The organism is Polaromonas sp. P4_F9, from assembly GCF_056401235.1.
Window position 1 is genome coordinate 40,772 of record NZ_JBFUJT010000008.1, and the last position, 24,622, is coordinate 65,393.

20 protein-coding genes and 1 pseudogene are annotated in these 24,622 nt (G+C 62.4%); 14 read left to right on the top strand and 7 right to left on the bottom strand.

What is annotated here, in order from left to right:
- Positions 1-2 precede the first annotated feature (2 nt).
- Positions 3-2,375: a restriction endonuclease gene (locus AC1DUB_RS08955; protein WP_477729267.1), complete on the top strand. Its 2,373-nt coding sequence runs from the start codon at positions 3-5 to the stop codon at positions 2,373-2,375.
- A gap of 47 nt (positions 2,376-2,422) precedes the next feature.
- Here the strand turns inward: AC1DUB_RS08955 and AC1DUB_RS08960 are convergent, their stop codons facing one another.
- The 3 genes and pseudogenes from AC1DUB_RS08960 to AC1DUB_RS08970 all read right to left on the bottom strand — a co-directional run.
- Positions 2,423-3,832, bottom strand: coding sequence for a hypothetical protein (locus AC1DUB_RS08960; RefSeq protein WP_477729268.1), 1,410 nt, complete (start codon positions 3,830-3,832; stop codon positions 2,423-2,425).
- A 75-nt stretch (positions 3,833-3,907) separates the two neighbouring features.
- Positions 3,908-5,194 carry a hypothetical protein gene (locus AC1DUB_RS08965; protein WP_477729269.1) on the bottom strand — a complete coding sequence of 429 codons (1,287 nt, stop codon included), beginning with the start codon at positions 5,192-5,194 and terminating at the stop codon, positions 3,908-3,910.
- 425 nt (positions 5,195-5,619) lie between these two features.
- Positions 5,620-6,603, bottom strand: a pseudogene (locus tag AC1DUB_RS08970) (YifB family Mg chelatase-like AAA ATPase); the annotation flags it as partial.
- A gap of 206 nt (positions 6,604-6,809) precedes the next feature.
- Here AC1DUB_RS08970 and AC1DUB_RS08975 point away from each other — a divergent pair.
- The 11 genes from AC1DUB_RS08975 (at position 6,810) to AC1DUB_RS09025 (ending at position 18,737) form a co-directional block, all read left to right on the top strand.
- Positions 6,810-7,607 carry a TorF family putative porin gene (locus AC1DUB_RS08975; RefSeq protein WP_477729270.1) on the top strand — a complete coding sequence of 266 codons (798 nt, stop codon included), beginning with the start codon at positions 6,810-6,812 and terminating at the stop codon, positions 7,605-7,607.
- A 59-nt stretch (positions 7,608-7,666) separates the two neighbouring features.
- Positions 7,667-8,005, top strand: a complete 339-nt coding sequence (gene glnK / locus AC1DUB_RS08980) for a P-II family nitrogen regulator (protein WP_077591625.1) — start codon at positions 7,667-7,669, stop codon at positions 8,003-8,005.
- Between the two features lie 35 nt (positions 8,006-8,040).
- Positions 8,041-9,591: an ammonium transporter gene (locus AC1DUB_RS08985; protein WP_477721675.1), complete on the top strand. Its 1,551-nt coding sequence runs from the start codon at positions 8,041-8,043 to the stop codon at positions 9,589-9,591.
- Positions 9,592-9,969: 378 nt separating this feature from the next.
- The gene (locus tag AC1DUB_RS08990; protein ID WP_477729271.1) at positions 9,970-13,020 is read left to right on the top strand and encodes a biosynthetic peptidoglycan transglycosylase; all 3,051 of its coding nucleotides are present in this window, start codon (positions 9,970-9,972) and stop codon (positions 13,018-13,020) included.
- Positions 13,021-13,112: 92 nt separating this feature from the next.
- A complete protein-coding gene (locus AC1DUB_RS08995; protein ID WP_477729272.1) occupies positions 13,113-14,048 on the top strand; it encodes an SMP-30/gluconolactonase/LRE family protein in 936 nt (311 codons plus the stop codon).
- Between the two features lie 108 nt (positions 14,049-14,156).
- The gene (glcE, locus tag AC1DUB_RS09000; RefSeq protein ID WP_477729273.1) at positions 14,157-15,263 is read left to right on the top strand and encodes a glycolate oxidase subunit GlcE; all 1,107 of its coding nucleotides are present in this window, start codon (positions 14,157-14,159) and stop codon (positions 15,261-15,263) included.
- 18 nt (positions 15,264-15,281) lie between these two features.
- A complete protein-coding gene (locus AC1DUB_RS09005; protein ID WP_477729274.1) occupies positions 15,282-15,683 on the top strand; it encodes a DUF1275 family protein in 402 nt (133 codons plus the stop codon).
- A gap of 5 nt (positions 15,684-15,688) precedes the next feature.
- Entirely contained in the window at positions 15,689-16,933 is a 1,245-nt protein-coding gene (gene glcF / locus AC1DUB_RS09010) for a glycolate oxidase subunit GlcF (protein ID WP_477729275.1), read from the top strand.
- 187 nt (positions 16,934-17,120) lie between these two features.
- Complete coding sequence (locus tag AC1DUB_RS09015) at positions 17,121-17,492, top strand: VOC family protein (protein WP_477729276.1); 372 nt, start codon at positions 17,121-17,123, stop codon at positions 17,490-17,492.
- Positions 17,489-18,010: an EVE domain-containing protein gene (locus AC1DUB_RS09020; RefSeq protein ID WP_477729277.1), complete on the top strand. Its 522-nt coding sequence runs from the start codon at positions 17,489-17,491 to the stop codon at positions 18,008-18,010. Before AC1DUB_RS09015 ends, AC1DUB_RS09020 begins: the two co-directional genes overlap by 4 nt.
- Before the next feature lie 34 nt (positions 18,011-18,044).
- Positions 18,045-18,737, top strand: coding sequence for a helix-turn-helix transcriptional regulator (locus AC1DUB_RS09025; protein ID WP_477720228.1), 693 nt, complete (start codon positions 18,045-18,047; stop codon positions 18,735-18,737).
- Positions 18,738-18,755: 18 nt separating this feature from the next.
- On the opposite strand, the gene AC1DUB_RS09030 is transcribed toward AC1DUB_RS09025, so the two are convergent.
- The 3 genes from AC1DUB_RS09030 to lplT all read right to left on the bottom strand — a co-directional run bounded on the left by AC1DUB_RS09030 (position 18,756) and on the right by lplT (position 21,646).
- Positions 18,756-19,241: a glutathione peroxidase gene (locus tag AC1DUB_RS09030; protein ID WP_477720227.1), complete on the bottom strand. Its 486-nt coding sequence runs from the start codon at positions 19,239-19,241 to the stop codon at positions 18,756-18,758.
- A gap of 36 nt (positions 19,242-19,277) precedes the next feature.
- Positions 19,278-20,168: a DMT family transporter gene (locus AC1DUB_RS09035; RefSeq protein ID WP_477729278.1), complete on the bottom strand. Its 891-nt coding sequence runs from the start codon at positions 20,166-20,168 to the stop codon at positions 19,278-19,280.
- A gap of 197 nt (positions 20,169-20,365) precedes the next feature.
- Complete coding sequence (gene lplT, locus AC1DUB_RS09040) at positions 20,366-21,646, bottom strand: lysophospholipid transporter LplT (protein ID WP_477729279.1); 1,281 nt, start codon at positions 21,644-21,646, stop codon at positions 20,366-20,368.
- Positions 21,647-21,849: 203 nt separating this feature from the next.
- Between lplT and alr the strand changes: the two genes are divergently transcribed.
- Positions 21,850-22,944: an alanine racemase gene (alr, locus tag AC1DUB_RS09045; protein WP_477729280.1), complete on the top strand. Its 1,095-nt coding sequence runs from the start codon at positions 21,850-21,852 to the stop codon at positions 22,942-22,944.
- 284 nt (positions 22,945-23,228) lie between these two features.
- Entirely contained in the window at positions 23,229-23,690 is a 462-nt protein-coding gene (locus AC1DUB_RS09050) for an N-acetyltransferase family protein (RefSeq protein ID WP_477729281.1), read from the top strand.
- Between the two features lie 17 nt (positions 23,691-23,707).
- Here the strand turns inward: AC1DUB_RS09050 and AC1DUB_RS09055 are convergent, their stop codons facing one another.
- Positions 23,708-24,601, bottom strand: a complete 894-nt coding sequence (locus AC1DUB_RS09055; RefSeq protein WP_477729282.1) for an NAD(P)-dependent oxidoreductase — start codon at positions 24,599-24,601, stop codon at positions 23,708-23,710.
- Positions 24,602-24,622: the final 21 nt, after the last annotated feature.

The following is a 24,622-nucleotide window of genomic DNA, read 5'->3' on the forward strand; positions in this document are numbered from 1 at the left end:
TTATGCAGATGACAAGCAAGTACGAAGACAACGATGGCATCGGCCCGCTTGCTACTGCTCGCCCGACTGCAACCAGGCCCATCGACAATGAGACATTGAGGCGGCTAGTCGCTCCGTTCGCAGGCAAGAGCCGTGCCCAATGCTTTTTTGGACCGTCCGGTATCGGCGACGATGGTACCGCTTGGCTGGTCATCGTGACCGCCGACGAACGGCGACCGCATCAAGTCCGTGAGGACGGACGGTTCGGCCTTTGGGTTTGGCGGTGGCCTGCGGGCCCGACAGCCGCACTGTCTTTTTCCCTGGTGGCCCCTAAGGGAACGGCGCAGCCGAGGGATAAGACGTTCCCGCGGTGGTTTGGGTCAAGCGACGAGGCGCTCGCGCAGGCCATCCGACGCGAGAAACGCTTTTTCGTCGCGGTGGCGAACACTCACGGCAGTCACAGCGGATGGTTTGAGGCCGCCTTCACCCAAGCCGGTGCTGCGGCATCTTTTGACAGCCTATGGGATCACCCTGACGCTGGTCTTCCAAGGTCGCGCGTTGGCACAAGGTTCGACCCCGACGCTGAAGAGCCTGCGGACGACATCCATGCTCCGCTTCCCCTGTGGAAGGAGCCGATCACCGACCTCTGGTCCGCGCTTACGCTTGGGGACAAACAGAATTGGGCGTCTGATTTGGAGCCCGCCGATTGGGCGTGCGGACTTTGGGCCAAGCAGGCATTGCATCTGCGAGCAAGAGCTGCAGGCGATATTCAAATTCTTCGCGACCGTCAGGAGCTCGACGGTGTGCCGCCCATTGTTGACGCAACAGGGCTTTGGATCCGCAACGAACCTATGCGGGAGCGCCTGAATTTCATTGGCGAACTTCATCCACTACTCAAACCATGGTTCGCCGCGACGCTTGGGCCACAACTGGATGCCAAAAGATCTTACGACATCGCTCTAGAAATCTTGCGAACACCGCGGGCCATGTTTGAAGTTGTGGCGGAGTTGCACCACGTTCTCCATGCATGCGAGGAAGTTGATGCGCACATGCCGCTATGGCGAACCTTGGATGCCGCGCTACTCGATGCATCCATAACAGCCAAGGGAACGCGTCGCCCTTGGTTTGCGAATGCAAGCCTTCAACTCGAACTCAGGACGATGCCAATCGATATGAATGCGAACCTAGACGACATTGGTCGCCTCTGGCAAGCAGGGCTCCAGATTCACCACTTGCTTGACGCTGGTGAACGTTTAGGGCCGTCCGACTTTCCGGCCCCGTGGGATGTCCTCACCACCACGATGGAGAAAGTCTCCATTGAGGGGACGCATGAGGAGGGCTATGCCAAGGTGCAGGCTCTGCTGCAAGAGGCGCAGGATGCCCGGCAGTGGTCCATACCTTGGGGCGCACGCGTTCAGGTCACTTTTGGGCCTTTCATTGCGTTGAAGATCTTTGAACGTGACGGTGAATTCTCCTGCCATTTCCTCGATGATCACGACCGGTACCTTCTCTTGCCGATTGGCTTGCAGCGCCAGCCGCCGAGGATCGGGGAAGTAGGCATTCTTCGTAAGCGCTCCGACGACGGAGAGTATTTATGGAATTACGACGCCGAGATTGCTCTGGGTCTGATTGCGGCCGCAATAGTTCGGGACTTCCTGGTGGTTGAAGACCGGACGTCACTCTTTAACGCGCGGCCGATGCGTCGACGCCTGCCCAGCGGCCGCAACGTCACCGATATCATCTATCTCCCACGCGTGAGGTACACATCCCCAAACCCGGAACGGATGACCTTGGACGATGTCGATGCGACTCGAGCCCGCCATCAGGTTTCACCTCATCTCCGAAGAGCGGGTGCAGCCTCGACGGCTCAGCGATTCCTCGCTCAACGCTATGGTATGGCGCTTCCGATCGGCTTCACTTTCGTGAGGCCTCACGAGCGTGGAGCCGCCGCGACCGAGGCGCGGGTGAAGGTCTACCGCAGTCGGTCCGCCTCCCGAATGATCTTTGAGGAGATCGCTGAAGCGCCTCAAGGAAGTCGTCCACATTGGTTCGATTTCGAGAAAGACTGTGCCCGCGTTCTACGCGCCCAGGGCATGCGGGTGGTTCACCAGGCGGCAGCCCGTTCCGGCGACTTCGGCGTGGACCTCTACGCTATCGACGTCAACGAACAATCTTGGGTTGTCCAATGCAAATGCTGGGCCGCGCACCGAACGGTCGGGCCCGATATCGTGCGCGAACTGATCGGCGCGATTGTGGCATCCGACCGAGGAATGTCGACCAAGAGTCGCGGCATGATCATCACGTCAAGCAGCTTCACTAGTGGCGCTGCAAGCGAAGCTGTTGCCAACGGCTTCGAGTTGATCGATGGCAAACGGTTAGCTAGGCTATTGGCCTGAAGTGTCATCCGCTGAGAGAATTCTGTGCGAAGGCAATCAGCCTTGACCTAAGGTTGCTCGCGCGTAGCAAGCGGTGCCATTGCCAAATGCTGAGCAAGCAATTGAGCCGGCCTCTGTTGATCAAACAAGATTCGATCGCGAAAGCCGCCTCCGAGGAACGTAGCTTCACCGGCCACGTTCGATCGGATGAGTAGACCGCCGAGCGTGAAGTTTCCCACCCTTTGACCGCGCATACGAAGTGTCTCGGCTTTCGTTGAAAGCTGGAGATATCCTGGCTGAAGCTTGTTGGCGAGGTCGATCATCTTGAGGATATCCAGACACATGATGACCAATATCTCACCTCTGAGAATCTTCTTCTGCAGCTCTAGTGAAAGGTAAGTCGCTCCCAATGGCCTGACTCCTGGATCACGGAAGGAGTCAGTGAGATTGAAAATGCGAGACTCGCATCCCTGCTGTTTCATCCAGGCTTGAAATCCAACAAAGGCCATTTTCTGATCACTATAAACGCCAACGTACACGCACTCGTCAATGACAGAAATCGCCCATTTTTTACTCTCATTGAGGGACTCGTAGCAGCGCATGACGTCCTCAGACCAATGTTCGACTGGATCCGGCGTTGGCTGTATGACGACCTTGCTGCCTGTATTTGGATCGGTCCCCCCTTCGTTGCGAATGGTGGAAACAATCGTGTTATTCCGCTTAGCCTGACGCTTGACCCGCTCGTAGTGCTTTCGATCAGTTTCGTTGTATCCGGAGGTCGCCAGTGCCTCAAAGTACTCGCACTCTGACTGCACCGCAAACTCTGCGGTCTGCGCAATATCAACGTTCTTTTCGCCCGCCTTCAATTCGATGAAAGAAATCGACCCTTCCGCTCGATTCGCCAAGATCAAATCGCCGACATGAACGAATGACAACATGTCGGTGCTCAACGCCATCACCTGCGCGTCCTTGTTAAAGTGATCGGCAGCCTTCATCGCATCCACGATATTGGCCGCAGAAAGATTGTGCTCGCCACCATCGACGTGGAGACGACGCAGCGTAGAGTGGTCGCCAGCGAAGATCGTCCAGAGGATTACATCCAACATGCGACGAGCAACCGAGATTTCCAAGCCGATTCGAGCCGCATCCTCTCTGGCAAGCCTCTTGCCCTCCTTGCTCTTGAGACGATGCTGCTCCTTCTGATTTGCCTCCGCTGCACTACGCCGAGCCAAGGCGTCAATCAGAAAATCGGCGATCCGCCTCTGCGCGTCCTTCCATCCTTCATGAACGTGCGCGGTAAATTCCAAGAACTGTTCCTTGGTTGCGGGGCGCGATTCAGACTTGCTTGCGCCATACTCACGGACAAGGAATAGCCATTCCTCCGCAAGAACCAGAAACTCTTTTGGCAGATACTCCCCAAGTCGAAGGAATGGTCGCCATTGTCTTGGGTCAATCTCAGTCGAATCATCTTGCGGCATTTTTGATCTTCGTTTTTTGGAGTTAGGACTATCTAAAACCTGCAATTCTGCTCGGTCGTTGGCGCCGCTACTGCTTTACCATGCAGGAATCCGAGGTAACGTACTCCTTTCGGCGCTTCTTTTCTGAATTGCATTGGTGTAAGCCGCCAAGATCGGTGCCTGTCTGAGAATTTCCGTCGCGAACGTACGGAGTTGATCCAACGTTTTGAAGTTCTCAGTGTCAATCAGTTTGATCACTTCTTTCACATAGTCGTAGACGTCCTGGCACGCCTGCGCTGCATCTTCACTGACTTCATGGAAATCTTTTCCACCATGGACAAGGGTATTGCGAAGCCCTGTGTACAAGTTATCGTAGCGTTCGAGCACGGCGCTGAATCGCTTGACATTGCCATGGGAGATCAGTGCAGCCAGATAGGTTCGATGCTTCCAACCTTGCCAACTCCGTTCGGGATGCGCCAGGCCGTCAAGCRTGAAAACGAGGTTGAGAAATTTCGACTCATCCCCGAGCGCATAGAAGGATTGACGACAACCCCGTAGCGCAGCTCTTACGCTGGCTGCCAGGTCGTCCGCCCTACCCTGAAGAATTTCTACAAGTAGATCTTGTCCTGCTACGTGCACAGCACTGACTTCGGGCCCCAGCCAGTTATTTGAAGCCGACATCGGTCGCGAGATACCTCTGAGCGAAATCGCTTTGAGATGAGTATTTCCCTCTGGGATGATTTCGACGGCATAAGTGCCATCGTCAAGCTGACCTGCGGGATTGGGAGTGAACTCCGGCCTGAGGAAGGAGCTGAATTGGTATCGAACGACGTCGAGCGCATGCTCGGCTAGCGCTAGACACTTGTTAATGACAAGGTCGTTGTGAGCCAGCGTGCGATCGACCCGAAGAAGATGTGAGTGCATCAGTGAAGTCTTGAACTGCAGATACTCTCCATCGAAATCGCCAAGTCGATCATGTCGCCGGTCGTCGAGTTGTCTTTGACATACAAAATGAAAGCCGCCCAAGCTGAAGGATTCTTCGATGAACATCCGTGTGAGCGGCACGACTACAACGCAATCTATCGGGGCATCTCCAACTAAGCCGGCGAGCTCTGTGTTTGCGTCCTTGCTATGAGCGACTTCAATGTCGAGCCACTGGAAGGTGTTCGCGAAGTCTCGCGAGATATCCACCTCGTCTCTGCACTGGTCCTCGCTTTTGAACGCCACTCCGTCGCGCTCCGGATACGGACTTGCCCAATAGCCAAGTTCGCGTAGCCGGCTTAGCGATTTGGATAGTTGTTTTTCCCTTCCTGCCAGCTCGGCCGCATTCCAGAGCAGGTTCCCCAGATAGCCATTTCTTGGTGGCAGAAGTTTTGCTTTCATGGTCTATTCAATGAGCTTAACTACCTAATGGCGGCTCGAAGGCTCGACGACCATGCATAGCGGCTTGATCGGTTCGGCGGAAACAGAGACCTTCGTCGCTCACAGCTACTCAGCTCCAGCAAGCAGATCGTAGCGATGTCGAAGGCGTCAAAAACCGGTTGCGCTTCAGCTTTTTTAACTCCTGTTTTCTGAGGCGCTGTCAGATGCAGACTCTTCTCCCCAACGTCATTTAATTCGACGTATTACTAGTAAAACGTCAATAATTAATATTGCCGACTGAATGATTGTGTATCAATCGCATGGGCGTCTATTGTGCTTTTCAGATGTCTAGCCCGCCGTTGAACCCCAGTCTCAGTGCCCAGGTTGTGGCTTCGCTTCTGATCCCCTAAGGCGGAGAAGAGACATACACATTCATTCGAGGTAACCGGGAGCTCATCGAGAAACAGCACGCCCCGATGGGCCAGTGAGATCTCGCCCGGGCGGGGTGGCGAACCGCCGCCCACCAATGCCACGGCGCTGGCCGTATGGTGGGGCGCGCAGGTCGGCCGGAGGGCCCAGTTTTCCAGCGCGAAGCGACCGCCCAGCGAGGCGACCGCGGCGCTTTCCAGCGCCTCCTCGGTCGTCATGGCGGGCAGCAGGCCAGCAAAGCGTTGTGCCAGCATGGATTTGCCGGAGCCGGGCGCGCCCATCATCAGGACGCTGTGCCCGCCGGCCGCGGCAATTTCCAGCGCCCGCCGGGCCGCCGCCTGGCCCTTGACGTCGGCGAGATCCGGGTAATTTGCCTGCTCCCGGCGAGGGATGGGCGCGATCCGGGTCCAGCCGTCCAGCACCTCGGGTGGCGTGTCACCCGGCAGGAATTGCCTGACCACGTCCAGCAAATGGTGCGCACGGTAGATTTCGGCGTCGGGAACCAGCGCTGCCTCCTGGGCGCTGCCTTCCGGCAGCACCAATTTGGGTGGCCTGGCCGGCATGCCGGGTTTGTCAGGGATCATGGCGCCATCGTTTTTTGCGAGGTGCGCCAGTGCCAGGCTCATGGCCAGCGCCCCTCTTACAGGGCGCAGGTCACCGCCTAAAGACAGTTCCCCCGCGAACTCATAGCCCGCCAGCTTGCGGGCGTCCAGCTGGCCGCTGGCTGCCAGAATGCCCAGGGCAATCGGCAAATCAAAGCGGCCGGAGTCCTTGGGCAAATCCGCAGGTGCCAGATTCACCGTGATCCTCTTGTTGGCTGGAAACTCCAGCCCGGTGTTCTGAATGGCGGAGCGCACCCGCTCGCGTGCTTCCTTCACCTCGGTTTCAGCCAGGCCCACCAGGGTGAAGCTGGGCAAGCCGTTCGCCAGATGCACTTCGACGCACACCGGCCGTGCCTCCAGACCCAGAAGGGCACGGCTGTGCACTAAAGACAAGCTCATTTTTGTAACTCCCTCTTAAATGCATCAAAGTTGTGCACATATTTGAGCCAACTTGGTGCAATATTCGTTTTTCTTGGTTTAGATGTAACGCGACAGTGCGCGAAAAGGTAGACGTGTACCCACAGAACGAGCGGGGGTTTGGCACGTAACGTGCTACGAACAATTCGGGCAACTTCAACCAACTTCAACAACCTTCGGAGCTTCTCATGAAACTTATCCCCGTCCAGGTCGCACTTGCCGCATCACTGGTTATGTCCGGCGCAGTCTTTGCCCAGACGCCAGCCCCTGCCGCAGAGCCCTCCCCGCTGTCATTCAACATCTCCCTGACCAGCAACTACAAGTTCCGCGGCCAGGACCAGGATTACTCCAAGACACGAAGTTTCAAGCCGGCCCTGCAGGGCGGCGTCGATTATGCGTTCAGCAACGGTTTCTACGTGGGTAACTGGAACTCCACCATCAACTGGACCAAGTACCTGCCTTCCGGCGACAACAGCAAGGTTGAGATCGACCTGTATGGCGGTTACAAGTTCAAGGCAGGCGCTGTCGACCTGGATGTCGGCGCCCTGACTTACTTCTACCCGAGCGCTACCGGCGCCAACACGACCGAGGTCTACCTCGGGGCCGCTTACGGTCCGGTCAGCGCCAAGTACTCCCACACCGTCTCCAAAGGTTACTTTGGCCTCGGCAAGGAATACCTGGTGGGCGAGGGCCGTGGCACCGGCTACCTGAACCTGGCGTTCGCCCAGGAAGTGATGCCCAAGGTGACCTTCAAGGCCTCCCTCGGCTTTACCGACCTGAAGAGCGCAGCGAACTCCGCCGGCCTGCCTGATTACATGGACTACAGCGTTGGCGCCGCCTACGACCTGGGCGACGGTCTCTCCCTGTCGGGTGCTGTGGTCGGTGGCAACAAGAAAAACAGCTATCTGTATCCCGCGTCAGTTGACACCAGCGGCAAGTCCATCAACAAGGGCACGCTGGTTGTGACGCTGACCAAAACCCTGTAAAGGCGGCAGAAGCGGCGCACAGCCTGGCCGCTTCCCTATTCATCCTGGAGGAACCTGAAATGAAACTAGTAACGGCCATCATTAAACCGTTCAAGCTGGACGAGGTGCGTGAAGCACTCTCCGGTATTGGCGTGCAAGGCATCACGGTGACGGAAGTCAAGGGCTTCGGCCGTCAGAAAGGCCACACGGAACTGTACCGCGGTGCAGAGTACGTGGTCGACTTTCTGCCCAAGGTCAAAATTGAGGCGGCAGTCTCTGACGAGCTGGTGGACCGCGTGATTGAAGCGGTTGAAGGTGCTGCCCGCACCGGCAAGATCGGCGACGGCAAGGTCTTTGTCTATAACCTCGAGCAGGTTGTGCGCATCCGCACCGGTGAAACCGGCAAGGAAGCGCTCTAAAGCTCGGCTCAACCTAGAAAAAAGAGAACATTGACATGAAAAAACTTCTTGCTTCCCTTGTATTGGGATTGAGTTTGCTGGGTATCGGCGCAGCCGTGATGGCGCAGGCGCCGGCAGCAGCGCCTGCCGCGTCGGCCGCCGCCGAAGCCAAGCCGGCCGAGGCAGCCGCTCCGGCGGCGCCCGCTGCCGCTGCAGCCCCCGCCGCGGCAGCCGCAGCGCCTGCTGCCGCAGCTGCCTCAGCACCTGCTCCTGTTCCCAACAAGGGAGATACGGCCTGGATGATGGTCTCCACCCTTCTGGTGATCATGATGACCGTTCCGGGTCTGGCCCTGTTCTACGGCGGACTGGTCCGCAGCAAGAACATGCTATCGGTCCTGATGCAGGTCATGGTGACTTTCTCCATGATCGTCGTGCTGTGGTTCATTTACGGCTACAGCCTGGCATTCACCGAGGGCAACGCTTTCTTTGGCGGCTTTGACCGGCTGTTCATGAAAGGGATCTGGGACAACGCGGCCGGCACTTTCGCCAACGCTGCCACCTTCAGCAAGGGCGTCGTGATTCCTGAAATCGTGTTTGCCGCCTTCCAGGCGACTTTCGCGGGCATCACCTGCACCCTGATCGTCGGCGCCTTTGCCGAACGCATCAAGTTCTCCGCCGTGCTGCTGTTCATGGCGATCTGGTTCACCTTCAGCTACGCCCCGATTGCGCACATGGTGTGGTTCTGGATGGGTCCTGATGCCTACACGGGCAAGGAAGTGGTTGACGCGATGAACGGCAAGGCCGGTTATATCTGGCAAATGGGCGCGCTGGACTTTGCCGGCGGTACCGTCGTGCACATCAACGCTGCTGTCGCCGGCCTGGTCGGTGCCTATGTGATCGGAAAGCGTATCGGCTACGGCAAGGAGTCGATGGCGCCTCACAGCCTCACGCTGACCATGGTCGGATCCGCTCTGCTGTGGGTTGGCTGGTTTGGTTTCAATGCCGGCTCGGCGCTCGAAGCCAATGGTTTTGCCGCCCTGGCATTCATCAATACCCTCGCTGCCACCGCCGCCGCTGTGCTGGCATGGTGTGTCGGTGAATCGCTGATGCGTGGCAAGGCGTCCATGCTGGGTGCTGCATCCGGTGCGGTTGCGGGTCTGGTGGCGATCACGCCAGCAGCCGGCAATGTGGGTATCGGTGGCGGCCTGGTGATCGGTCTGGCGGCTGGCTTTGCCTGCCTCTGGGGCGTGAACGGCCTGAAGAAACTGCTGGGTGCTGACGACTCGCTCGACGTGTTCGGCGTGCACGGTATCGGCGGTATTCTGGGCGCCTTGCTCACCGGCGTGTTCAACTCCCCAAGCCTGGGCGGCCCCGGCTTTGTGGCTGACTGGACGACGGCCACCGTGGTGACCGCTGCCGACTTCTCGGTCGTGTCGCAACTGTGGATCCAGGCCAAGGCCGTGCTGATCACCATCGTCTGGTCTGGCGTGGTGTCCTTCATCGCCTACAAGATTGTTGACCTGACGATCGGCCTGCGCGTCAGCGAAGAAGACGAGCGCGAAGGTCTGGACATCACCGCACACGGTGAAACAGCCTACAACCGCTAACAGGAATAGAGGAATAGGAATGCCGGGACTGCCCTGAGGGCAGTCCCTTGATCAACGAGAGCCTCCTTTGGATGTTCAGCCCGCCGGTGCCAAGCCGGTGGGCTGTTTTTTTTGCCTGCGCGGTTTGCACAGGCGGGGCGGCTGAAGGGATATGGCCGGTGCCCCGGCGCCGGGCTCACGCCGCAGGTCAGGGCGTCTCGTGCGCTGCCATTCGCTGCCATTGATATACAACAACCCATTTCTCGGGGATGATGCAACTGAGGGTATCGCCGGCGCTTGCAATTTTGTACATTTATTGCTGATTCGGGTGGCCTGTTCATCGATTCAGCAATATCTTGCACGGTCTTGCCCGCACGGAACAATAACCGGAGGTTCAGGATGACGCGTGTGCCGGAAAAATGGCTGTCATTTTTTCGTTGGTTTGGGACCGCATGGGCGTTTTCCCTGCTGATGGTGCTCGTCGTGCTGGGGCTGGTGGTGGAGCGGGAACTGAGCACCTCCCGTTATCAGGCGCACTTTTTTGCCAGCCTGGCCAGCAAGGCCAGCTATGCCCTCGGCGAGGGGCCCAGTCCGTCCATCCGTTTCCCCCACAGCGGACCGTATGACGACCGCCTCGGCTACACGGAGTTGCCGGCATTTCTGGGCAAGCTGACGGGGCGGGGTTTCGAGATCACGCAGCAGGCGCGCTCGTCGGAGGGCATGGTGCGCATCATGGACGCCGGTTACTTTGCCCCCTACCCTGAAAAGACGCAGAGCGGCCTGAGCATCGTCGATTGCCACAAGGACAGTCTGTTTCAGGAGCGCTATCCGGAACGGGCCTACAAAAGTTTTGACGATATTGCGCCCGTTCTGGTGCAGAGCCTGCTGTTCATCGAGAACCGTGAGCTGCTGGACCCAGACCATCCGAAGCGCAACCCGGCCGTGGAATGGGACCGGCTGGCCCATGCCGTGCTGAACAACGTCCGGACCAGCATCACCGGCAATGGCCGCTCACCCGGCGGCAGCACGCTGGCAACGCAGATTGAAAAATATCGCCATTCTTCCGAGGGGCGCACCTCATCGATCCGGGAAAAGCTGCAACAGATGGTGTCGGCCTCCCTGCGTGCCTACCAGCAGGGCGAGGACACCCGTGCAGCACGGCGCCAGATCGTGCTGAGCTACATCAACACAATGCCGCTGTCAGCCAAGGCCGGCTTTGGTGAAGTGCATGGCCTGGGTGACGGCTTGTGGGTCTGGTACGGGCGTGATTTCAACGAGGTCAATCGCCTCCTGAAAGACGTGGACGCGGACGAGAACGGCGGCGATCTCAGCGAGACGGGGCGGCTTTACAGGCAGGCGCTCAGCCTGTTGATCGCGCAGCGCCGTCCTTCCTACTACTTCGACGCCAGCGAAACCGAGCTGGAACAGCTCACCGACAGCCATCTGCGCGTGCTCGGCAGCGCCGGCGTGATTCCACTCGCGCTGCGCGACGCGGCGCTTCGGGCGAGCCTGAACCGGCGCGCCGACAAGGTGCCTGCCGCGGTTGCTTCCTTTGTCGAGCAGAAGGCGGCCAATACGGTCCGTACGCACCTTGCCGGCCTGCTCGGCGGCAGCCGCCTGTACGACCTGGATCGCCTCGATCTCACCGTCGCCAGCACGCTGGATGCGCCGGTGCAGAAGGCGGTCACCCGTGCGTTGCGGGAGTTGCGCGACCCGGCCAGCGCCAAAGCAGCCGGGCTCAGTGGCAAGCAGTTGCTGGACCGCGGCGATCCGGCCAAGGTGGTGTATAGCTTCACGCTGTATGAGCGCGGAAGCGACGTCAATTACCTGCGGGTGCAAACGGACAATTTCGACCAGCCACTCAATATCAACGAAGGCACCAAGCTCGACCTCGGCTCCACCGCCAAGCTGCGCACGCTGGTGACCTACCTCGACATCATGGCCAAGCTGCATCAGCGCCTGGCCGGGCTGGACGCCATACCGCTGCTGGCACTGGAGGTTGACAAGAAGGATGTCCTGACGCGCTGGGCGGCCGACTATTTTCTCACTGCGAAAGACAAGCGCCTGGCCCCCATGCTGGAGGCCGCGCTGGAGCGACGCTATTCGGCCAGCACGGGGGAAGGATTTTTTACCGGTGGCGGATTGCACCACTTTGACAATTTCAAGCCTGAAGACAATGGCAAGGTGATGTCGGTGCGCGATGGGCTGCGCAACTCGGTCAATCTGGTGTTCATCCGGCTGATGCGCGACGTCGTGCACCACTACATGTTCCTGACCCCCGGTTCTTCGGCCAGGCTGCTGCAGGATGCCGACGACCCGCGCCGCGCCGACTACCTGGCGCGTTTCGCCGACAAGGAGGGGCAGGTTTTCATGCGGCGCTTCCTGGTCAAGTACCGCGGCAAGACCGCGCAGGAGGCCGAGGAGGTGCTGCTGCAGGGCGTGCGTCCGACCGCGTCACGGCTGGCAGCCATCTTCCGCACGATTGAACCCGACGCATCGCTGGAGCAGTTCACCGCGTTTGTGAAGCGCCACCGGACGGGCGGCTTCGACCCGGCCGAGCCCCGGCTGGCCAAGCTCTACGCACAATTTGCGCCCGGACAGATGTCCCTGGCCGACCGCGGCTACGTGGCGGGTGTGCATCCGCTGGAATTGTGGCTGGTCGGCTACCTGCGCAACCATTCGGGGGCAAGCCAGTCGCAGGTGATGCAGGCCAGCAGCGCCGAGCGGCAGGCGGTGTATTCATGGCTTTTTTCCGCCCATCGCAAGCAGGCGCAGGACAAGCGGATCCTGGGCCTGCTCGAAGGAGAAGGCTTTCTGGAAATCCATCGCCAGTGGGCGCTGACGGGTTACCCTTTTGACGCCCTCGTGCCATCCTATGCGACCGCCATCGGCGCGTCGGCCGACCGTCCCGCCGCGCTGGCGGAGTTGATGGGGATCCTCGTCAACGATGGCCTGCGCAAACCGGCCATGCGCATCCAGTCCCTGCACTTCGCCGCCGCAACGCCCTATGAAACCGTTCTGCAGTACAAACCCGGCCAGGCGGAGCGGGTGCTGGCACCGGAAGTCGCCCGGGCGGTGCGCGGCGCGATGCGGCTGGTGGTCGAGAGCGGCACCGCGCAACGCGTGAAGCAGGCTTTTGTGCGGCCAGACGGCAGTATCATGCCGGTGGGCGGAAAAACCGGCACCGGCGATCAACGCTTTGACGTCTACGGCAGCGGTGGCCGGCTGATCAAGTCGCGCGTGGTCAATCGTTCGGCGACTTTCGTATTCAACGTCGATGAACGTTTTTTTGGCACCATCATCGCCTACGTGCCGGGGGCCCAGGCCGCCGCCTACGATTTCACCAGCGGCCTGCCGGTGCAATTGCTGAAAGTGCTGGCACCCAGGCTGACGCCCCTCATGAACGCGCGCGGCGGCGATGACGCGCCGCCGGGCGCCTGCGTGCCTTGAGTGCATTGAGGGCCCAGGCTCACGGCTTTCCTGTTTGGGCCGGAGACATGGGGCCTGTATTGACGGATCGAATTCACCAAAAAAAGGACACCATGACCTGGCAAACCCTTGTTGCCCAGCCCAGCGAGCTGGGCGAGTCCCCTTTCTGGCACCCGGATGAACAAAGCCTTTATTGGGTCGACATTCCGGGCCGGCAGATTCACCGCTGCAAGGTGGGGGAGGCGTCGAATGGCCCGGTGGAAAGCTGGGCCATGCCGACCGAGCCCGGCAGCATCGCACCGGCACAGACGCGGGGCCAGGCCAGCGGGCTGGTCATCGCGCTGCGTGACGGCATTTACCGCGCCCGGCAGTGGGGCGGCGCGCTGGAGCAACTGGTGCGGGCCGGGCATGACACCACCACCACGCGCTTCAACGACGGCAAGGCCGACCCCCTGGGCCGCTTCTGGGCCGGCACCATGTACGAGCCCCGCGACGCCAGACAGGCGCAACTTTTTTCAGTGGATTGCCGCGACGGCCGCGCGCCCCTGGTGGAGCTCAAGGCCGGCGATGCCATCATTGCCAACGGACTGGCCTGGTCGCCCGACGCCGCCACCGTCTATTGGACCGATACGCCCAGCCACACCATTCACGCCTGGGACTGGGAGGGGCAAAGCAATGCCATGAGCCGGCGCCGTGTGTTCCGGCAGTGGCCGGGAAAACCGGAGGGCTGGCAGCCCGGCCTGCCCGGCTACGGAGGCCGGCCGGACGGCGCCGCTGTGGATGTGGAGGGCAACTACCATGTGGCCATGTTCGAAGGCGGCCGGCTGCTCAAGCTGTCGCCGTCCGGTGAACTGCTGGCCGACATGGCCGTGCCGGCGCGCTGCCCCACCATGCCGTGCTTTGGCGGGCACGACCTGCGAACGCTCTACCTCACGACGGCACGCTACAAGCGCCCCGACGAGGAGTTGCAAACCTGGCCGGACTCGGGCTGCGTGTTCTCGATGCGGGTCGATGTGCCCGGCCTGCCGGTGAACTTCTTCAGGGACTGAAGGGCGGGTTCTGCGGCTGGGGGTGGCGCCGGCCCGCAGGAAAAAATCGAACACGGCCCGTTCAAAAAAATCAAAACCCCGCCCGCCTGAGCCGCTTACCATTGGCCCATGGCTTCAGATATTGCAGATACCGAGGTGACGGCGGCCCTGGCCGCGCGGGTGCGGGACGCCTCCGCCAGAGGTACGCCCCTGCGCATCCGGGGCGGCGGCACCAAGGACTTTTATGGGCAGGCCCTGAAGGGCGACGTCCTCGACATGAACGTTCTGGCCGGCGTGGTCAGCTACGAGCCCAGCGAGCTGGTGGTCACGGTGCGAACCGGCACCCCGCTGGCCGAGCTGGAAGCCCTGCTGGCGGCCCAGGGCCAATGTCTGCCGTTTGAGCCGCCGCATTTCGGCGGTTCCGGTGCGCGAGCCACGGTCGGCGGCATGGTCGCCAGCGGTCTCAGCGGCCCGGCGCGCAGCAGCGTGGGGGCGGTGCGTGACTATATGCTGGGCGTGGTCCTGCTCAACGGCAAGGCAGAGCGGCTGACCTTTGGCGGCCAGGTGATGAAGAATGTGGCCGGCTACGATGTGTCGCGCCTGATGGCCGGCTCGCTCGGAACGCTGGGCGTGCTGCTGGAGGTCTCGCTCAAGGTGCTGCCTGTCGCGCCGCAGGAGGCCACGCTGGTGTTTGACATGGATGAAGCGGCATCCTTGCGCCAGCTCAACCGCTGGGGCGGACTGCCATTGCCGGTCAACGCCTCCTGCTGGCACGACGGCCGTTTGTGGGTTCGCCTGCGCGGCGCCAAGGCGGCGGTTGCCGCCGCGCAAAAAACCATGGGTGGCGACCTGGTGGACGAATCTTCACGCGAGCTGTGGGCGGCCTTGCGCGAACAGACGCTGCCTTTTTTCGAACTCCAGGAGGGCGAATCCCTGTGGCGCGTCAGCGTGCCCGACACGGTTGCGCCATTGCCCCTGGGCCCCACGCTGCTGGAGTGGGGTGGCGCGCAGCGCTGGGTGAAACGGTCGGGCGGACGCCCGGCCGGTGACGCCCAGGCTATTCACGAGGCCGCGCTGGCGACTTCTGGCCACGCCACGCTGTTTCGCTCCGCCGACAAGACCGTCCCGGTGTTCTCGCCGCTCAAAGCCCCACTGGACCGCATCCACCGCGACCTCAAAAAACAGTTTGACCCGGCCGGTGTTTTCAATCCGGGCCGCATGTTTGCGGACTGGTAAGGAAAAGCAGGGCCAAGCATGCGACGTCTGCGCCACCTGACCGGGCAACACCGGACGGCTTCCATCAACCGCCTGCTCGGCGGCGTGCTCGCCTTCAATGCCGGGGCCATCAATGCGGGCGGCTTCCTGCTTGTCAGCATGTACACCTCGCACATGACGGGGTTTTTGTCCATGCTGGCCGACAACCTGATTCTGGGCCACATGACGCTGGTGCTGGGTGCCGTGGGCACCCTGCTGGGCATGTTTGTTGCCGGCGGCGTGGTGGGTGCATCCGGGTTCAAGTATGTGGGCTTCATCCGGGTGGTGCCCCTGGCGCTGCTGTTGCTCACCTTGTCCTTGCCGCCCCTGTACGCGGACTTTCACCGCACCTTGCGGCGCAAGGTCAAAGCCAAAGCCAAAGCCATCCAACAGTCTTCCTGAGCACCATGCAAACCCATCTCGCCCCCGAATTCAAAACCACCGCCGAAGGCCTTGAAGCCGAAGCGATTTTGCGCAAGTGCGTGCACTGCGGCTTTTGCACTGCCACCTGCCCCACCTACCAGCTGCTGGGCGACGAGCTGGACGGCCCGCGCGGGCGCATCTACCTGATCAAGCAGGTTCTGGAAGGCGAGGCGCCGACCCGCAAGACCCAGATGCACCTGGACCGTTGCCTGACCTGCCGCAACTGCGAGACCACCTGCCCGAGCGGCGTGCAGTACGGCCACCTGGTGGACATCGGCCGCAAGCTGGTCGATGAGCGCGTGCCGCGCCCGGCCGGCGAACGTGCCGTGCGCTGGGCCCTCAAGGAAGGCTTGCCCTCGCCGCTGTTTGCGCCCGCCATGAAACTGGGCCAGACCGTGCGCGACCTGCTGCCTGCCGCGCTTCAGGCCAAGGTTCCTGCCCGTCAGCCGGCCGGCGTGTGGCCGGCGCGCCACCATGCCCGGAAAATGCTGATGCTCGAAGGCTGCGTGCAGCCGGCCATGATGCCCAACATCAATGCGGCCACGGCCCGCGTGCTTGATGCCGCGGGAATCGAAACCGTGCTGGCGGCGAAGGCCGGTTGCTGCGGTGCCGTCAAGTTTCACCTCAATGACCAGGAGGGCGGCAAAGCCGAGATGCGCCGCAACATCGACGCCTGGTGGCCGCACCTGGCGGCAGGCGAGGGCGGCGGCGACAGCGGCGTGGATGCCATCGTCATGAACGCCTCGGGCTGCGGCGTCACTGTCAAGGAATACGGCCACATCCTCAAGGACGACCCGGCCTACGCGGCCAAGGCGGCGCGCATCAGTGAACTCACGCGCGACCTCAGCGAGCTGCTGCCCGAACTGGTCGGCGAGCTGCAGGGCAAGGTCAGGGCCCAAGCCGGCGCCATGGTGTTCCATCCGCCCTGCACCTTGCAGCACGGCCAGCAATTGCGCGGCGGGGTGGAGACGCTCATGGGCGCGCTGGGTTTCGAGGTGACGCTGGCCGCTGCCGAATCACACCTGTGCTGCGGCTCGGCGGGGACGTACTCCGTGCTGCAGCCCGACATCGCCTACCAGCTGCGCGACCGCAAGCTGGGCCACCTGCAGGAGGCCGCGCCCGAGGTGATCATCTCGGCCAATATCGGCTGCATCACGCACCTGCAAAGCGGCACGGCCACGCCTGTGCGGCACTGGATCGAAGTGCTGGACGCTGCGTTGACGCCCTGAGTTGAGTGGAACACCGGACCAGCCAGGGCCGCGGAACTGGCTCCGCCAGGCCGCAGGCGCAGCGCCCCCTCGGGGGGCAGCGCACCACGCGAAGCGGGAAGCGTGGGGGCCAACATCCCTACTGACACCACGTTGTCAGTAGCAGGTGCGCATCATCAAGGCTTCTTCCACACAACAGGAGCCTCCCATGAAAAACGCCATCAGCTGGTTTGAAATCCCCAGCACCCAACTGGACAAAGCCCAGGCTTTTTACGAAACCGTTCTCAATTGCAAGATGCGCCGCGAGGCCATGGGCCCGTCCGAGGGTGCGGTGTTTCCTTATGAAGGGGCGGGCGTGGGCGGCGCCTTGATGGCCGGCCCTACCGCGCCGGCGCTGGCATCCGGCGGTACGCTGGTCTACCTGGACGCCTCGCCTTCGCTTGATGCCGCCCTGGCGCGCGCCGTCAAGGCCGGTGGCAAGGTCGTCTTGCCGCGCCAGGCACTGCCGCCCGGCATGGGTTTTTTCGCCCACATCACCGACCTGGACGGCAACCGCGTCGGCCTGCACGCATTGGCATGAGCCGCAAGAACTGGATAGCGGTCGCCAGCGCCGAGCATGCGCGGCGTGGGTGCGCGACGCCGGACACCGGCTACATGCAGGTGTGCCACGGCAAGTGTGCGCCGCTCGAGCGTGCATCAGCGGGTGATCGCGTGGCTTATTACTCACCCACGCTGGTCATGGGTGGGAAAGACAAATTCCAGCGCTTTGTCTCCATCGGCGTGGTGCAAGCCGGCGAGCCCTATGCCTTCGACATGGGCGGCGGTTTTGTGCCGTTCCGCCGCGACGTGGCCTATGTGGCCGCGCGGGAGGCGTCCATACTGCCCTTGCTCGACGAGTTCGAGTTTGTGGAAAACCGCCAGCGCTGGGGCTACAAGTTCCGGTTCGGCCTGTTCGAAGTCAGCGACCACGATATGCGGCTGATCGCGCGGGCCATGCAGGTGGATCTGGCGGCGCTGGGCCTGCAAGCCGGCGCAGGCCAAAGCCAGGCCCGGCGTTCAGAGGGACCACTGCGCCGGGCGGCGAGACATTGCGCCTGAGGGCCACCCGGTGCTCCCCTATCATTCACACACCATGCGCCGCGCCGACCGCCTCTTTCACCTTGTGCAGCTGATCCGCGGCCGGCGTTTGAGCACGGCGGAATTCCTGGCGAAGCGGCTCGAGGTGTCGGAGCGCACGATTTACCGCGACGTGGCCGACCTGCAGCACCAGGGCGTGCCTATCGAGGGCGAGGCGGGCGTGGGCTACCGGCTGGGCGCGGGCTTTGACCTGCCGCCGCTGATGTTCACGCAAAAGGAAGCCAATGCGCTGGCCGCTTCGGTGCGCTTGGCCCAGGCCTGGCTGGACCCGGCCATGGCGGGCGATGCGGAGGCGGCCTGGAGCAAGATTGTCTCGGTGCTGCCGCCTGCCGCGCGCGCGGCGGCCGAGGGCGTGCCGCTGTACGCCGTGGTGATAGAGCCCGACGCGGCCACGCAGCGCAGCCTGCAGCTGCTGCGCGAAGCGGTGCATGCGCGCCGCAAGGTCAAGGTGCGCTACCTGGATGCGGGCGGGCGCGAAAGCCGCCGCGTGCTTTGGCCGCTGGGCTGTTTTTACTGGGGCAGTGTCTGGACGCTGGGCGCCTGGTGCGAAGCCCGGCAAGACTTTCGCAGCTTCCGCGTGGACCGCATGGCTGCGGTCGAAGTGCTGGACGAGCGCGTGGGCCATGAGGCCGGCCGCACGCTGGCTGACTACCTGCGGTCGGTGAAGGCCAACACCAGGCCGGCCTGAACCGCGAGCCAGGCCGCCTCAGGCCGCGAGCGCGGCCTCGATATCCTTGGCCAGATCGGCCGGTTTGTCGGTTGGCGCATAACGCCGGATGACCTGTCCGTCCTTGCCGACCAGGAACTTGGTGAAGTTCCATTTGATGGACTTGCTGCCCAGCAGGCCCGGGGCTTCGGACGACAGCCACTTGTACAGCGGGTGCGCGGCGGGGCCGTTGACGTCGATCTTGGACATCATCGGGAAACTCACGCCGTAATTGACCTGGCAGAACTCGGAGATTTCGCTGTCGCTGCCCGGGTCCTGCGAGCCAAACTGGTTGCACGGAAAGCCCAACACCGCCAGGCCCTGGCCGGCGTAGTTCTTGTGCAGTTCTTCCAGTCCGCCAAATTGCGGCGTGAAGCCGCACTGGCTGGCGGTGTTCACAATCAACATGACCTTGCCCGTGAATTCGGACAGGGGAACGCTTTGGCCATTGATCTGGCGGGCTTCAAAATCGTAAACGGTGCTCATGGGTTTGCTCCTTGTCGGAGCCGGCTTGGCTCACTGTCATTTTGCGCCAGTTTGCGGCGCGGGCGCCAGCGCGGCCAGCAGGGCGGCCAGCACAATCAGGCCACCACCGAGCAGCGTGCGTGGGCTGAAGTCGGCCACGCCCATCATCGCGGCGGACACGCTGGCGAACAAAATCTCCGTCAGCATCACGATGGCGGTGGTGCTGGCCGCCAGCCGCGCCGCGCCGTACTGAAGCGCCGTGTTGCTGGCGAGAAAGGCGATGCACAGGCCTACTGCCACGCCCAGCCCACCGGCCCCAAAAGCCGGAGCAGGAACAATCTGCCAGGCCATGCCGGCCAGCGCGGTTGCGCAGGCCATCAGCGCACCCCCGCCAAACATCGCCAGCATGCGCGACTCGCTCGGCGTTGAGCCGAGCCTGCGCAGCAGCACATTGGTGACGGCAAAGCAGAGCCCGCCCATCAAGCTGAGCCAGTCGGCCGCGCTTTGCGGCACGGGCCACGGCGTGCCGGGCGACTTCAGCACAATCACCACACCCGTGAGCGCCAGCGCCAGCCTGAACAGCGATGCCGCCGTCGGTTTTTCACCCAGTACGGCCCAGGCGATCAGCACAGACCAGGCCGGCATCAGATAAAACAGCAGCACCACCCGGACCACGTCGCCCACCGTCACGGCCCAGTTGAATCCGACGTTGGTCAGGCCCGCCGCTGCGAGCAGGAGCAGCAGCGCGGGGTACTGCAGCAGGCCACGCCAGGCCTGCGGGCGCCACGCCAACACGCCCAGGGTCGCCACGCTATAGATCAGCGTGGTGGCCCACAGCGGGTGCAGGCCATAGGCCAGCAGCTCGCGAAATGGCCACCAGGAGACGCCCCAGACAAAGGCGTTGATGACGAGTGCGCCGGCGGCTAATAGAGCCCCACGGTCCCTCACTGCGTGTAGCTCCCTGCCCCCGAGGGGCCGTCAGCTGGCTCGGGGCGGCCCTTCGCCGCTGGTGCCCCACGGTCGTTCACTGGGTGTAACTCCCTGCCCCCGAGGTGCCGCCGCTTGCTCGGGGCGGTCCTTCGCCGCGCGTGGTCCCACGGTTGTTCACTGCGGGTACCTTTCACCAAGGCTCGCGTCGGCCGGCATCAGTGGAATTTGTCGCTGCGGGCGATGCTGAGCAGGTGATCCACCTGCTCCTTGTATTTGATGCAATTGCTTTTGTGCCAGCGCTGGATCAGCCACATGAAGCCGGCCACCACCATGCCAAAGGCGGTGATGGCGCCAAAGGCCGACAGGCCCATGCCGGTGGACAGGCTGTAGAAAGCGCCCAGGCTCAGGATGCAGGCCTGTTCGTTGAAATTCTGCACGGCGATCGAGCGGCCCGCGCCCATGAGGTTGTGGCCGCGGTGCTGCAGCAGCGCATTCATGGGCACCACCAGAAAACCGCCCAGGCCGCCCAGCAGGATCAGGAAGGGCGCGGCGACCCAGACATTGCCAATGAAATTCATTAGGATGACCAGCACGCCCATGGCAATGCCCAGCGGCATCACGGTCGCGGCCTGGTCCAGGCGCATGCGCATCGAGGCCAGTATCGCACCGACGGCCGTGCCGATGGCCACCACCCCCACCAGCGAAGAGGCCTGCGTGGTGCTGTAGCCCAGGGCGGCCGCACTCCAGGCCAGGACGATATAGCGCAGGTTGCCCGACACGCCCCAGAACAGGGTGGTGGTGGCCAGCGAGATCTGGCCCAGCTTGTCGCGCCACAGCGCCGCGTTGCAGTTCCAGAAGTCGGGCAGCAACTCCAGCTTGTTGCGCGGCATGGGGCGCATTTCGACGCCGGTGTCGGGGATGCGCGTGTTGAACCAGGCGGCAATGCTGTACAGCAGGATCAGCACGGCAATGGCAGCTTCGGGGGGAGTGTCGACGCCGGTGTTGATGAGGGGGAAGTCAAACGACAGCAGCAGATGGGACACCGAATGGCCCACCAGCTGCCCGCCGAGCAGCACGCCCAGGATGATCGATGAGATGGTCAGGCCTTCAATCCAGCCATTGGCCTTGACCAGCTGCGAGGCCGGCAGCAACTCGGTCAGGATGCCGTATTTGGCGGGCGAGTAGGCGGCAGCGCCGAGCCCGACGATCGCATAGGCCAGCAGGGGGTGCGAGCCAAACAGCATCATCAGGCAGCCAATCACCTTGATGCCATTGCTCACAAACATCACCTGGCCCTTGGGCCGCGCGTCGGCGAAAGCCCCGACAAACGGCGCCAGCACCACGTAAAACAGCGCGAACATGGGAACCAGCGCCGCGGGCTGCCACTTGGGCGCCCCGCTGGTTTTCAGCAGTTCCACGGCGGCTACAAACAGCGCGTTATCAGCCAGCGAGCTGAAAAACTGGGCTGCCATGATGGTGTAAAAACCGCGCTTCATTAAATTATGTTGGTCACTGCCTGAATTGCATCAGCCCGGCTGATACCGCAAGATAAGGGTGAATGTCTCCGAATGATTCCGGTTTATAGCATGGGGGCTGGTGTCAGAATCCGGAAAGACCTTGAAGAGGCACATTAACCGCGGCGGCCCGCGCCGCCTTTGTCCACTAAGTCACGCTATTTCACCTTCTACCAATTTGCGCCATGCCGCGTCCCATTCTTGCCACCATCCACCGCCCGGCGCTCGCCCACAACCTGGCGCGCGTGCGCGACGCCGCGCCTGACGCGCGGGTCTGGGCGGTCGTCAAGGCCAATGCCTACGGCCACGGCATCGAGCACGCCTTTGACGCGCTGCGCAGCGCCGACGGTTTCGCCCTGCTCGACCTGGCGGAGGCGCGGCGCCTGCGCGCGCTCGATTGGCGCGGCCCCATCCTGCTGCTGGAAGGCTGCTTCGAGGCGCGCGACCTGGAGCTGTGCTCCCGCCTGGGCTTGTGGCACGTCATCCATTGCCAGGAGCAGATCGACATGCTGGCCGCGCACAAGACCCAGATTCCACACCGCGTGTTCCTGAAAATGAATTCCGGCATGAACCGCCTGGGTTTCAGGCCCGAGCGCTTTCGCGCCGCGTGGACGCGTCTCAATGCGCTGCCGCAGGTGGACGAGATTTCACTGATGACGCATTTTTCGGATGCCGACGGCCCGAAAGGCATCGCGGCGCAGCTCCGGGCATTTGATGCCATCACCCATGACCTGCCTGGCGAGCGCTCGCTGAGCAACAGCGCGGGCGTGTTGCGCCATGGCGATCAACTGGCGGCCCGCTCCGACTGGGTGCGGCCTGGCATCGCCGTCTACGGCAGTGCCCCCGACTTCCCCGAGCACAGCGCCGCCGAGTGGGGGCTGCAGCCGACCATGTCGCTGTCGTCCCGCATCATCGGCGTGCAAGACCTGGTGGCTGGCGACACGGTGGGCTATGGCTCCAGTTTCACCGCCGACGGCCCGCTGCGCATCGGCGTGGTCGCCTGCGGTTATGCCGACGGCTACCCGCGCCACTGCAGCACGGGCACGCCGGTACTGGTGAACGGCGTGCGCACCCGCATGGTCGGGCGCGTCAGCATGGACATGATCACGGTCGACCTGACGCCGGTACCCGACGCCGGGATGGGGGCGGAGGTGACCTTGTGGGGCCGGTCTTCGGGCGGCGCCGTGCAGCCCATTGACGAAGTGGCACAAGCCGCCGGAACCGTGGGGTATGAGCTGATGTGCGCGGTGGCGCCGCGCGTTCCGGTGGTGACGGAGTGAATGTCTTTGGCTGGAATGTGCGCCTGGCATTCATCTGGGAGTGTCAGATTCACCTGCGATGGTCTCAATGCACATCTTGTGGATATCCTGTGCGATTGATAGGGATTGGCAGCCAAAATATGTGAGTAACTTTGGAATAGCATCGGGATAACTTTTGACGACGATAGTTTTGTCCACGCATCTGGACCTGGTTCAGCTCCTCATGGTTTGGCGGGAGCTCCCATTTGCCATTTGAATTCCTGGTTCGATTTCCCCAACAACAATCAACTCCTGGAGCATTTTTAATGCCGTCCCAAGTCACCGTCCGCCCTATCGCTGCCGCGGACTTCGAGGCCTGGCTTCCCCTCTGGGCGGGTTACAACAAGTTCTATGGACGCTCAGGCCCCACCGCGCTCGCGGACGACATCACGCGCATGACCTGGTCGCGTTTCTTCGATGCGTATGAGCCGGTGCATGCGCTGGTCGCCGAGTCCGACGGCGAGTTGGTGGGGCTGGTGCATTACCTTTTTCATCGCAGCACGACCCGCATTGCGCCCACCTGCTATCTGCAGGATCTGTTCACCACCGAATCCGTCCGTGGCAAGGGTGTCGGCAGGGCGCTGATCGAAGCCGTCTATGCGCGGGTGAAAGAGGCCGGCTCATCCCGTGTGTACTGGCAAACACACGAGACCAACACGACGGCGATGGCGCTCTATGACAAGGTGGCCGAGCGCTCGGGTTTCCTCATCTACGGAAAAGCGCTGTAGCGCGCCAGGGCTTCAGTTCACTGCGGTGCGATCTTCGCGCCGGTGAGCTTCTCCTGCGCCGTCACCAGGGCCGGGACGAACTTCTTGCCCTGGCCCAGGGCGCTGGCGGTGGCCAGGCTCTGGTGCACGGCCTCGCCGACGAGCGAAGGCACATTCACCATTTCGGCCAGGTGGGTGTAGTAGCGCAAGTCCTTGCGCGCATTGTCCAGTTCGAACTTCAGGCCGGTGAAGTCACCATTCAAGGTCTTGGCCATGGCCTGGAACAGGCCCGAGTTCACCGCGCCCGCCGAGACCACGTCGACCAGCTTTTGCGGGTTGATTCCGGCCAGTGCGCCCACGGCAAAGGCTTCGGCCGTGGCCGTGCAAATGGCTTGCCCGATGAAGTTGTTGAGCAGCTTGATGACGTGGCCGGCGCCGGGGCCGCCGACGTGAAAGATGTTTTCGCAATAGGCCGCCAGCACCGGACGGATTTTGTCGAACACGGCCTGCTCGGCGCCCACCATGGTGTTGAGCTTGCCCAGCTCGGCTTCCACCGGTGTGCGCGCCAGCGGGGCATCCACCAGGGTGGCGCCATGCTCCGCACACAGGGCGGCCAGGCGCCGCGTGGACTCCGGCTCGCTGGTCGACGTGTCGATCACGATCAGCCCGGCGCGCGCCCTGGTGAGCACGCCGTTGGGCCCGGACAGGGTCTGCTCAACCTGGGGAGAGCCGGTGACGCAGATGACCACCGCGTCGCAGTCGCCCAGCGCCGCGGGGCTGGCGACCTGTCTGGCGCCGTCGGCCAGCAGGTCGGCCACGCGCTCGGTGTTGCGGTGCACGGTCAGGCTGAGGTCAAAACCCTTGGCCTGCAGGTTGCGCGCAATGCCGTGGCCCATCAGGCCCGAAGCGCCGATCATTCCAATGTGTTTCATGCTTGTCTCCTGTGAAAATTC